Genomic DNA, 11,317 nt, shown 5'->3' with positions numbered 1-11,317 from the left:
GTTATGGGCAAGAACCTGGTTCGGTCAATTCCATGAATTTGTCATAAAATGTGCGGTCCAAAACATCGAACGCTTCATTGAGGGATCTAACCCGTGAAATCAAGCGTCTAAACAAGGCCTAGAGGGTTCATTCAGAAAAATAATTCCCGGAAAATCCAATTGACTGGTGACATACATATGCGCAGAGGATATTATTAAACATCCGTGGTTGGAAGGGCCGGCTCATTATTTACTATGCACATTCAAAAAAAATCCATTTCCGTTATTTAACCAGGTTTAAAACTAAGCACGCCAAATCTCTGGTAAGAAATGCCAGATTCCAATTTGCGACTTTATGAAGAGGCTTTTCGCAACACAGAGAATCCAATGGTCATAACGGACACGGATTACATTATAGTAGACGTTAATCACGCCGTTGTTGAGTTTACCGGATATTCGCGAGATGAACTAATTGGCAATGTTCCATCGATGCTGTTTTCAGATCCCGAAACCTTCCAAGAAGTCCTTAATTTGCTCAATGCTAATCGGTCCTGGGAGGGATTCTTCGAGGCCGAAACAAAACAAGGCGATATGGTCTATGGTCGTGGCTCTACAATCCCGCTGTTTGTGGATGGAGAGAAACGAGGGTATAGTGGGATATTTATTGACCTTACTGACCGGCGTCGATATGAACAGGCGCTCAAGGTTATTCATCGCGTCCTTCGTCACGATCTTCGAAACGAAATGTCTCTCATTCGGGGCTATGCAGAAACTCTCGAATCCGAAATTTCGGATCCCGAAATTACGGCCTATACGAGCAACATACAGGAAATCGTCGACCGGCTCATTAGCCGGAGTAACAATGCACAGGACCTCGAACAGGTACTGTTTGAAGGGTTCGAACAACCACTTCAGGCGACTCAGCTCGATACCGTTCTCCGGAATGAAATTAACCGCGCTGAAGACGAATACGACGACGCAGAGTTTATCGTCGGATCACTATCAACCCAGAAAGTGGCGGTAAATGATCTGTTCGCGACTGCCATTAAAAATGTCTTAGAAAATGCGGTCATCCACAACCGCACCGACACAGTTATAAAAATTGACACCTCCGAACTAAGGGATCAAATCATCGTCAACATTGCAGACAATGGACCGGGAATTCCCGATGAGCGAAAACAGCAAATTTTCGGTCGCGAGGAAAAAGATCAGTTGCAACATGGGGAAGGATTTGGCTTATATTTCGTCGATCTCGTTATCGACATTTATGGGGGTAATGTTCAGGTAACCGACAATGAAATGGGAGGTGCGACGTTTGAAATCTCTCTACCCAAAACAAACGTGAATTGGTGACTTCCGAGGGTGTTGGTCTCAGTTTACTTCAATCCCCGGCTGGCGAGATGATACGCCATTACCTGTTCTATCCCATCAATAAGTCCCTCCACATTAATTGAATCAATCTCGGGGGGATTCTCCCGGAGTCGATTTAACCGATCTTGCCACTGATCGATTAATACTTCCTCGACGGATGCTTGGCGAATTGCACGACCGACTTGTTCACGGCGCTCGTCGTCCTCAGCAATCCCATCAAGATCCTCTGGAGAAATAATGTCATTTTCGAGCGCATAGACGATAACACCAGAACTGAAGTCTCGTTCGGTTAGTTCTCGCTCCCACGTTGTGATCCAGTTTCCGATCCGGGCCATCTTCTGAAGACGAAGAATCAGGGACCGCAACTTCCCCAACTCCGCGTTTTTAACGCCAGGTGAATAGGCAAGATCGATTTCAGCGTACGCGAGCATCATCATATTGTGGGTTTCAATTGCTTCGGATTCCTGTAGATTAGCGATTTCGGGGCGCTCGCTCACTAACATCGAATATCGAATGGCGTGAATCACTTGTCGAAGGTCGAATTGTAAGAGCGATTCGATCTCATCGTAGCGAGGCGCATCTTCTAATCGCGACTGTAACGTGTCCCATACCGATTCAGCCATCTCCAAATACGCTTCATTGACACCCGGTGCGTCATAATTGACGGGCTGATGGTCGAAAGGGAGCTTCGATACTTCTGTAAGCGTAGCAAAATCTTTGTGACGTTCACCGATATCGTCGAGAAGCATGACGAACATACTTGCAAGTGTCTTGTCACCCCGCGCCTGTTTGGCAAACTCTTCGTGGACCGATGATAGTGCAAAAAATGAAAAGACTATATGCAGCCATTTCAGCAGAAATCGGTCGCGATGACCGAGGGTGGTTTCATACTCGTCTGCCAAATTGGCTATAGCCGGTGGAAGAGAATGTGCACTTACTTCATCCATGTCTATTTTCGGCTTCCCCTCGTCGTCTTCCTGATGGATGTTAAGAGAGTTTGATAATTGAGCGTGTCCAAGCGTTTCCTGTTGTGCCCGGGCGGTGAAATATTCCTGTAAGGGCTCCTCGTATTCAGCACGAGTCAGGAGCCGGTCGATTGAATCCTGAAGCTCATCTTTCGAGATGGGTTTCGTAATGTAGGCATCGAATTCGAGATTGATGATATCGAAGTCGGGGTCCACAGCCGTTACCATTGCGACTTGACAGTCGAGGTTCTGGTCACGGATCCGATCCAATATGGCATCCCCAGAGAGGCCAGGCATCTTTCGGTCTAGTAAGACGATATCAATATTTTCACTTAGCAACTCTAGCGCTTCTCGGCCGGTGTATGCCTTATGAACGGTATACGAGTCGGATAACCATAAGGCATAAAGATCGGCCATTTCACGGTTGTCTTCAACGATGAGAATGTGTACGGTCATCCAGCACTTACCGGCCCTTTGTGCAACCACCTATTAAAGCCCTCGTAGATTCTTAATTGCCCGGTAAACATCCAAATAACATGTATGATGCTTAGGTATAACTTGATTTCAGAGGCCTGGACAAAAAACGTGTTCTTTCATCAGTAACGGATTGTTAATTACCATAAATCTATCAGAAACCAAGTGACCGGTATAGTGGATCTATCCAGCAGTAAACTCAACGCCAGAAAACTCAAACCGTGCCCCGTTCGCGGACCCGTCGGTCACTCGAACGTCCCAGCCGTGGGCCTCAGCTACCTGTTTGACGATGCTCAACCCGAAGCCAGTTCCTTCCTCGGCAGTGGAGTATCCCGGGTCGAATACGGCGTCTCGTTCGTCCGCTGGTATGCCAGGGCCATTGTCTTCGACGTAGAAGCCGTCTGATAACGCTCCGACGGTGACAGTAATGTCCTCGCCGCTATGTTCGACCGCGTTTCGAAGCAGATTTTCGAGGAGTTGACTGAGTCGGTCATCGTCAGCACGGACTGATGGCAGCTGGGTTCCGCCGTTTGCAAACTGCAGTTCGGCCCCGTCTAGGCCGTCTGCGACGACCTCCCAGGCCTTCTCGACTACGTTCTGAAGTGCGACTGGCTCCGTCGGACCGATGTCGCGTCCCTCTCGTGCCAACCAGAGAACGTCCTGAGGCTGGTTGACGAGGATTGAATTGAACGGTTTTGAATCGTCGTTTTCATCCCTATGGATTGGGTCCCCCGTTGATCAAAGCCATTCGCATATGGCTGAATGTGGTTTCTTGCAGTAAATATAATCTCAAGAACGGCTGAAGGAGCGCAATTACGAATTGCCTTGCGTTTCGAGCCACACTTCGATCGCTTCCTCGATGATCAAATCGAGATCTTTTGCTTCTTTGGCGGCGGCAAGTCGGAGTTCGTGATATTTGTCGGTCGAAATGGAGATATGCTTTTCTCCCGGCAAGGCGTCGAACCGTTCCAGGACCTCCTGAATTGGCTCACCTTCATTTACCGTACTCGCGATTGACCGAACTTCACGGACGGAAAGATCCTGGTCGATAATGGCCCACGCGAGCAGGAACCGAGCGTCGCCTTCAACTCTCGCTACATGCTGGGCCGCCGAGGGAACGATTTCTCGAAGAGCGATATACCGCCGGATCTCGAGTGGCAAATCGTGAACCCGAGTCCATTTTCGAAGAAAATTCACGCTCACCTCGTCTCCTGCCCGTTCTGCGGCATTTCGATAGGATTGTTCTCCACGTACCAGTGTTGCACACGCGGCCGCGCCACAAAGGATTTCGAACGCAGATGATTTCTCCAAATCCGTGCCAAACTTCCGGACCTCTTGTTCGGCGTCTGTGAGACTTTCGGGGTCGTTCGGATCGAACTCGACCGCCGTTTCAGCGCGCTCCCCCGTTATTTCTGGGTCACCCCGGACAACAGGGACTCCCGTCGGTTCGCCACGTTCGGAGTCTGTCTGGAGCGAATCGTTTTCCATGAGTCCTTGAACAGCGTTTGCCTATCCTCGCGTCGAATGTCAGTCAACTGTCTGTGACGGCTACTCTCAATTTAGCGGTTGCTCGTATATCAATTTGGGTTCCCTAACTTTTCGAGCGGAGTCTAATCATCGGTTTCACCGTCAGACGACTCCTGCTATTTCGGTTCGTCCTCCTGAGATTCCCGATTTTCGGACAGCCGTTCCCAAAGCTCGACACACCCACATCCGTCCGGAATATCGACGAGATGTCCCGGATCCTTCGAATTAGAACTCGATTCAGATGTTTCAACCATGGTCCTCTCTTTCACCATTGGATTGCGGGTGGGAAGCGTTTCTTTTGACTCCGTGACCCGCTTTGGATCGAACGACTGCAATCGGCGAAGACCAACGGGGATATCGATGGACCATAGGTTCGTTCACGTTCTACCGTGAATCAAGCCTTCTGCCGTCGGTAACCCGTGCCGGTCTCGATGAAAACCGTCATTATTTGCTTGTATCGCTGAAAGCCTGAACTGTAGTCAGTACCTGATAACGCCCGTTTGAGGGCCCCCTCATTCGCTATGCCGTACATTGGTCGAATATTGTGTCTCCATGTTTGGAGTACGTGTTGCCGCTAAAGAATAGTCAGGATATTGATAACGGTAGCATTCACTGGTTTCGCGTAGGCGAAAAGAACTGTTTGGTTGTACAAGAACAGGGGCAGGCGGCGAGATTACGTCGTTGCTTTCCCTCTTTCCTTTGTCAGAGCCGACGGTTCAAATCACGGCTACTAAAAGGTGTATTATATTACGGTGATAGTATCCTTTGTATGCCAGACAGCAATACAAACGCTCTCGTCAGTGCGAATTGGATCGAGTCGCATTTGGACGAATTTCGGGAGCCAGACGCAGAGTATCGGCTACTCGAAGTAAACAATCCCTCGGTGACCCCCGAGTCAGATTACACGCCTTACGAGACGGGTCACATCCCTGGAGCGACGTTCTTCGACTGGGAGACGGACCTCAGTGATACGGTGTCACGGGATATCCTCGACCGCGAGTCCTTTGAACGTCTCAATTGGGCTGCCGGCATTGACGATGATACGACCCTGGTGATTTACGGCGGCGGCCGGGTGCCGAATTGGTTCGCGCTGTTCGCCTTCTGGGAGTACAAGTACTTCGGTCACGACGACGTCCGGATCCTGGATGGCGGGAAGCCCTATTGGGTCGCAAATGACTATCCGCTGACGGAAGACCTCCCGGACTTCCCAGAACGAGAGTATAGCGCTGGCGGTCCGTACGAAAGCATTCGAGCGTATCGAGACGATGTCGAGCAGGCCATTGAATCGGACGTTCCTCTGGTCGATGTCAGGTCCCCGGACGAGTTTACCGGGAAGGTAATTGCCCCTGAAGAATTACAGGAGACGGCCCAGCGGGGCGGCCATATTCCGGGAGCGAAAAACGTTCCGACAACATCAGTCCTGAACGAGGATGGCACATTCAAAGATCCGGACGAACTTGCAGCCCTCTACGAGGACGTCGGTATTACGTCGGATCAATCCGTCATTACCTATTGTCGCGTGGGGGAGCGGTCATCGATCGAGTGGTTCGTCCTCGACGAACTCCTCGGCTTTGAGGACGTCCAAAATTACGATGGTTCGTGGACGGAGTGGGGGAACACCATCAGGGTGCCAATAGAAACAGGTCAGTCCGAGTGAGGTAGCTGAACTTTCTTCTCACTATCGGCGAGGTAGACGTTCCCTTCACCTTCGATAGACATCACCGGAGAGCCTTCGCCAGTCGCGGCTTGCTTGAGGAAGCCACCGATCCCGCATTCGGCCGAACTTTTGCCAGTCGAAGAAAGGTCACCGGTGTATGCGACCATCGAGCCGGCTTTCGCGAGGACTGAACCGTCAACAGCGATGTCAATCGTGTAACTGTTCTCCAACCGGAATGGCGTATCGATCTCTGTTGTTACATGTTTGGAGGCAAATTGGTCGATATCCATGAGTTAGGAAGCCAGTTTGGGCGGCTTCAACACTACTTCAGGACGGGATGGTGTAAACTCCAGTCCTGTGTTTCTGAGTCTGAAACGATAAAAACCATCCCCAAACTCGATCAGGACCAGTTTATCTCTCGAAAAACGAATTCAACCACCTCATCCCGCCCTGTAAGGATTCGACCGTCGGATGGATTGGGCCTCTCTAGTACGCAGCCATTCCACATGCAAACCCCTTCTTGTGATCGAAGCCAGCGACACGGACCAACTCCGCCTCACCGTCGAAGTCTTTCAGCACGGTCGAGACATCACAATCGGGTAAACCCACTGAGGGTCCCACACGCAAACAACACCGACAGGCGGCTGCGGATGGTGGAAAAGCCCTAACCAACCTGAACGTTCTTGAAGGCCGAGCCGAACATGCGGAATATCGCCACTTCGCCATAGAACTGTAGAAACGGGAAGAAGAGAAGGCCAATTATCGTAATCGCGAGGATGATCGATGCAATCCATAACACAATCGCAATGACGATCGGAAACAAGATGGCCACGAGGTAATCTGTTGATAGGACGACGGTCTTGATTGTCGAGACGTCAAAACCAGCCTTCAGTTCTTCTTTATGCGCGTAATTGGCGATTGCAGCAGGGATAATGTAATAAACGAAAAGCAAGACTGGGATTAATAGAATCGTGGCGACGATTCCAAGCCCGGCAAGGATCCCGCCTGCTTCACCACCAACAGCTCCACCGGCGCCAAGGAAAATCGTCACGACAATGAAGTATAACCCCACGGGTACGATCGAATAGGCGATCCCGATAACAGTCACACCGATACCGTGGACAAACATTGTACCCCAGTTCTCGAAGTCCGGTGGGGAGTCTTCGCCTTCGATTGTCGCTTGTAGAACGTCATACAAATACCCGGAGAGGAAAATTGCCGGGAATATGAGGAATGAAAAGAACGCCAGGACACCACCAATGATTATACGCCCGACCCAATCACCTCTAAACGGATAACTTAGTCCGTCTTCTAACATTACACTTGTCTCATCAAATGAACCCAATATAGGTCTAATGGTATTTTGACAACTCAAACGTATTGACGTCCTAACCGCCCCGAAGGGCGAGGATTCTTCCATTGCCAATCCAAGCAGTTGATTGCCCCAACTGTGAACTTGTGGGTTCGCTGAGACAGGTTTGGTCGAGTACACACAAAGGTTCCCCAAATTCGCCGGGAATCCAGTCCTTTCCGTTTCAATGCCAGTACGCCCCATCGAGGGGTGTGTTCCTGTCACGTTCAGCAGACAGAGCAGCAGGCTGAGCCATTGGCCCAACTTTAGACTGCAATTGATTCATTCCCCCAGCAATATCAGGTTGTTGGAGGTAGTTGCGGATACTCGAAGAAATTTGTGGTAAACTACTGACGGTTACGGAATTGAATCACTCACTCGGCAACAATCAGGAGGGGATTCGAAATCGTCGTGCGGTTTCGTGAATCGAATCTATAATGAAACTCGGGACTGGAGTCAATCGTCCTCGGGTTTGCTGCTCGCCGTCGCGCCGTAGTCGGTACCGGCGCTGACCTTCCCGACGTTATCGACGACATACTTCACGACCAGGAACGAGAATAGGTATTTCGCGACGATGTCGAAGGCGCTGTAGCCCCAAGAGGTGAGGCCCACCGACTCGATGATTGCCAGTCCCTCGTTACCGAGTGCCCACCAAATCGTGTACCCGAACCACAATACGACCGTCAGGAGTTTCAAAAGGTTGAATATATTCTCTGTTCCGGCTTCCTTGGCGTCTTCGGGCCACTGGAACAGGAGGATGTAGACGACGATAAGGAAGAACGTGACGCTAATTCCGTACCAGACCCACCGCATCGAGTACGACGATGTGGTCAGTGCGGCGGCAAGGCCGGTAATCATAATACCGATATCGAAAATAATTGCCGTGTAGATCTTCGTAAAGTTTGACCCGGCGATCAGGCCGAGGGCAAGCAAAATAAACGGCGTCGAGAACGCCCACGTCAGATATCGACCCCAGAGGCTGACGGTGCCCTTGACTTCCTCACCACTGTGAGTTAACGCTGTGGCCGTGTCGTACAGAGCGTGCCCTTCTGGCATCTCTATGATGCTGATTGTCAGCCCCGACGCGAGCCCGGTGTAACTGGCAATTGAGACGGCTGAAACACTCATTACCGACACGACGATTAATTTTGCACGTGGATCTGCAACATCGCGCGCCATGTATGTTAATACTAACAACGTCAACCCGGCGAGTGCGATATTGAGGTAAATCGAACTCCCAAGGAGTGAATCGTTCAGAATATGTTTGAACAAGTCCTGTTGAGACACTTGCATGAGGACAGTTGGTACAATCTGTAACATGGTTTCGATTCACACTCACAGTATCTTAAGGCATATATTATTCCCCCAATCTAGTTGGGGAAACTCCCCTTTGGAGTATTAGATTGAATTCACCAGGCGATTGGCTAGAAAGAGTCGTGTTTCGACGCTATGAGTAATTCCACAATCTCCGAGTTTCGAGGCAAATGGAGAGCACAGTCGACCGTTCGTTCGACGTCAACTCATATTGGCATCCGACAGATCCCACAGTCGACAGGATTAGCGAGGCCGTACGGAGCCTGTATTTGGGCTTATTCTTCTGTCTGCTCGCGCATCGTGTACGCCCCAGGCTCCTCCGTTCCGGCCAGGACAATGAGGACGGTGATCTCCTCGTCGATGTTGAAAATGTCGTGTTCGAGACCCGATTCGACGTAGACCACGTCGCCGGCTTCCACCGGGTAGGTCTCGTCCCCGACCCTGGCCATCCCGGACCCGGAAATGATGTAGTAAATCTCGTCTCCGGTATGCGGATTTTTCGGCTCGGAGGTCCCGCTGGCGTATCGACCCACCTCAACCGTCATTGACTCCTCGTCCAACACCTCGTCGTGCTGGCGGTCGGTTTCATCGTCCAAACGCGCGAAGAGTTCGGTGGTGGAGATGCGTGTCATCTGCTGTCAACTCATGTTAGTGTTCACCTACTAAGGTATTAACGGTTTATTAATAATTTATTTGAAACGGACCGCAACGATTGGCTAACCTCCGCTGGATGGGGAAGACCAAGCCGATAGCGGATGCTTTCTTGCAATTTGAAAGGCTCGAAAAGGTCCGGCTCTTCCAACTCCCAGATTTGCGCCGGCCTCCCCATTCCCTGTTTTTGGATAAAGGCATTCGCTGCGCGACGACCCGCCTCATTAGCGGACTCCATCGAGGCAAGGTCCGAGTTCGTCCTCACATAATCGCTGGCAAGAGTCAGATTTTCGATGCCCACATTGGCGGATGGTCGAAGCTTCAGTGATCCAACCGTATTGATCAGTAGCGGGGAGCGGTTCTTGACCCCACCTTCAGTTTCCTCGATCGCTGGGTCAAGGAAGTAATCGATAAGCATCTCGTCGCTGAGCCGGGTTTGTTTGGTGTTCAAATGGGTCTTTAGTTGTTCCCAGATCTCTGCGGAGATTTCCTCTCGCGTACACTCTTTTGCAGGTATGCCATAGAGATTCCCCGGCGTTTCCCAGTCCGATGCAATCACGGACAGAACGTCCTCCACGGACTCGGGACCCCGGCTCTCAATATTATAGTCAGTCCAAAACTGACGCTGAGAGATAGAGGTGAGCGCCCATGGGGCATCCGCATATACCTGATGGCCGCGTGAGAGTGTGACATTCTCGGTGAGATAGAACTGGATACCGTTCATCCAAGCCGTATCGAGACGGTCGATACCTCTGAGCCGGGCGCCTTTCGGTACATATCAGGTTTGATAAAAGACGAGACCACTTCGACCGGGACTGCGAGAACGTAGTCATTGGTTTTTACCGTTTCACCGTCGCGTAATTCGACACCTGTGATTTTGTGACCGTCAAAATCGAGTTTCCTTGCTGGTCAGTTAGCGTGAAGTTCGGCGCCTCGGGAATCCAAATGGTCAATCCAAGGATCGATCCAGGCCTCATTCGTGGGTACATTCAATATCTGCTCTGTGGGTCGTGACAGGTCAAACTGACCGAGAAGGAGTTGGGCGTAGATTGACCCAACGGTTCGCGCACTCCCAACCTTCGGCCGTAGCGCAACAAGCGCCTGAACTGCATAGCCAAGCCGGTCTCGGAACTCTTGGGACCGATTTTCGGCGGCGATGAATTCCCACCAAGAAATTTCATTTCTAACCTGTTCGACACGCTTGGGGTTCTCGGGGGGAGTGTCCCCGAGTAACATGCAGAACTCATCAGTACCGTTTCCACCATCTGCTAGAATTTCAGATAGGAGGTCGAGCCGTTCGATTCGATCTAGGGCCTGTCTCTCCGTGCCGACCACATCCAATATCTGACGGCCGATATCAGATTGTGAGCCGAACGGCCGTGTTTGGACGCTAAAATTTAGGGGTTAGAGGCCCGTTTACGATTTCCCACCACGAATCATTCCAACTGTGTCCAAGGAATAGCGTCCAATTTCACCGTGAAATCGCCGGATATTGGAAGTTGAAACCTAATTTTACGCGGTTTCTCGTTAGAGGTCGGCATTCCGCAGGAGCGTGTCATCGGGAGAGGAGACCCAAGACGTCTGTTTTCGAGTCTTCATACAAGGCATTTTAACGGAAAGTCACTGAGCTCAGGTTGTCGGTCAAGCACTGTGGTCCGCTACCGATAGTTCTAAAGAAATTCTCAACCGTCTGCTCAGGTTAGTACTGGCAAATGAGAAATCAAGCCACGTATGCCACTGAAAGGTGGCTTCAAATCAGAGCACCACCCCAAATACTATGTTATTCCCCGATTTTCCCTAACGCCGATGCGCAGACGGCGGCAACCCACGTGCGAGAAACAGTTGTCCTCCGACGAAAATCGGGGTGCCGAAATCAGGCCAAAAACGATGAATCTGCATTTAGAAAGCTTGAATTGCCTTATTTTGCCTTCTTACCAACCCTGTAAGAATCACATGGGCTCGGGCGGAGTCGAACCGCCGATCTCGTCCTTGTAAGGGACGCGTCATAACCACTAGACCACGAGCCCG

At 50.8% G+C, this 11,317-nt stretch carries 9 protein-coding genes, 1 tRNA gene and 2 pseudogenes; 2 read left to right on the top strand and 10 right to left on the bottom strand.

Annotation, left to right across the window (positions count from 1 at the left end; translation table 11 throughout):
* Positions 1 to 309 precede the first annotated feature (309 nt).
* A complete protein-coding gene (locus V5A26_RS10420; RefSeq protein WP_332322452.1) occupies positions 310 to 1,332 on the top strand; it encodes a PAS domain-containing sensor histidine kinase in 1,023 nt (340 codons plus the stop codon).
* A gap of 23 nt (positions 1,333 to 1,355) precedes the next feature.
* Here the strand turns inward: V5A26_RS10420 and V5A26_RS10415 are convergent, their stop codons facing one another.
* From V5A26_RS10415 to V5A26_RS10405, 3 genes are all read right to left on the bottom strand, one after another.
* Positions 1,356 to 2,801 (bottom strand): response regulator transcription factor, encoded by a 1,446-nt coding sequence (locus tag V5A26_RS10415; protein ID WP_332321919.1) that lies wholly within the window; start codon positions 2,799 to 2,801, stop codon positions 1,356 to 1,358.
* 171 nt (positions 2,802 to 2,972) lie between these two features.
* Entirely contained in the window at positions 2,973 to 3,437 is a 465-nt protein-coding gene (locus V5A26_RS10410) for a sensor histidine kinase (RefSeq protein WP_332321920.1), read from the bottom strand.
* A 165-nt stretch (positions 3,438 to 3,602) separates the two neighbouring features.
* Complete coding sequence (locus V5A26_RS10405) at positions 3,603 to 4,277, bottom strand: DUF7119 family protein (protein ID WP_332321921.1); 675 nt, start codon at positions 4,275 to 4,277, stop codon at positions 3,603 to 3,605.
* A gap of 808 nt (positions 4,278 to 5,085) precedes the next feature.
* Here V5A26_RS10405 and V5A26_RS10400 point away from each other — a divergent pair.
* The gene (locus tag V5A26_RS10400) at positions 5,086 to 5,973 is read left to right on the top strand and encodes a sulfurtransferase (RefSeq protein WP_332321922.1); all 888 of its coding nucleotides are present in this window, start codon (positions 5,086 to 5,088) and stop codon (positions 5,971 to 5,973) included.
* 2 nt (positions 5,974 to 5,975) lie between these two features.
* On the opposite strand, the pseudogene V5A26_RS10395 reads toward V5A26_RS10400, so the two are convergent.
* From V5A26_RS10395 to V5A26_RS10360, 7 genes and pseudogenes are all read right to left on the bottom strand, one after another.
* A pseudogene (locus V5A26_RS10395) lies at positions 5,976 to 6,263 on the bottom strand (AIM24 family protein); the annotation flags it as partial.
* Between the two features lie 196 nt (positions 6,264 to 6,459).
* Positions 6,460 to 6,582, bottom strand: coding sequence for a hypothetical protein (locus V5A26_RS10390; RefSeq protein WP_332321924.1), 123 nt, complete (start codon positions 6,580 to 6,582; stop codon positions 6,460 to 6,462).
* A 55-nt stretch (positions 6,583 to 6,637) separates the two neighbouring features.
* Positions 6,638 to 7,291 carry a DUF4013 domain-containing protein gene (locus tag V5A26_RS10385; RefSeq protein ID WP_332321925.1) on the bottom strand — a complete coding sequence of 218 codons (654 nt, stop codon included), beginning with the start codon at positions 7,289 to 7,291 and terminating at the stop codon, positions 6,638 to 6,640.
* A 489-nt stretch (positions 7,292 to 7,780) separates the two neighbouring features.
* Positions 7,781 to 8,644, bottom strand: a complete 864-nt coding sequence (locus V5A26_RS10380) for a bacteriorhodopsin (protein WP_332321926.1) — start codon at positions 8,642 to 8,644, stop codon at positions 7,781 to 7,783.
* Between the two features lie 269 nt (positions 8,645 to 8,913).
* Positions 8,914 to 9,270, bottom strand: a complete 357-nt coding sequence (locus tag V5A26_RS10375) for a cupin domain-containing protein (RefSeq protein ID WP_332321927.1) — start codon at positions 9,268 to 9,270, stop codon at positions 8,914 to 8,916.
* Between the two features lie 38 nt (positions 9,271 to 9,308).
* Positions 9,309 to 10,489 (bottom strand): annotated as a pseudogene (locus V5A26_RS11435) (hydroxysqualene dehydroxylase); the annotation flags it as partial.
* 754 nt (positions 10,490 to 11,243) lie between these two features.
* A tRNA-Val gene (locus V5A26_RS10360) sits at positions 11,244 to 11,316 on the bottom strand.
* Position 11,317: the final 1 nt, after the last annotated feature.

Origin of the sequence: Halodesulfurarchaeum sp., from assembly GCF_036626455.1 — an archaeon.
Lineage (GTDB): Archaea > Halobacteriota > Halobacteria > Halobacteriales > Halobacteriaceae > Halodesulfurarchaeum.
This window is presented reverse-complemented; position numbering and strand designations above follow the sequence as displayed.

What these genes read in the sequence shown, in the direction of transcription:
- V5A26_RS10420 (WP_332322452.1), top strand. Translation starts at nt 310, where the DNA reads ATGCCAGATTCCAATTTGCGACTTTATGAAGAGGCTTTTCGCAACACA.
- V5A26_RS10405 (WP_332321921.1), bottom strand. Translation starts at nt 4,277, where the DNA reads ATGGAAAACGATTCGCTCCAGACAGACTCCGAACGTGGCGAACCGACG.
- V5A26_RS10400 (WP_332321922.1), top strand. Translation starts at nt 5,086, where the DNA reads ATGCCAGACAGCAATACAAACGCTCTCGTCAGTGCGAATTGGATCGAG.
- V5A26_RS10385 (WP_332321925.1), bottom strand. Translation starts at nt 7,291, where the DNA reads ATGTTAGAAGACGGACTAAGTTATCCGTTTAGAGGTGATTGGGTCGGG.
- V5A26_RS10380 (WP_332321926.1), bottom strand. Translation starts at nt 8,644, where the DNA reads ATGTTACAGATTGTACCAACTGTCCTCATGCAAGTGTCTCAACAGGAC.
- V5A26_RS10375 (WP_332321927.1), bottom strand. Translation starts at nt 9,270, where the DNA reads ATGACACGCATCTCCACCACCGAACTCTTCGCGCGTTTGGACGATGAA.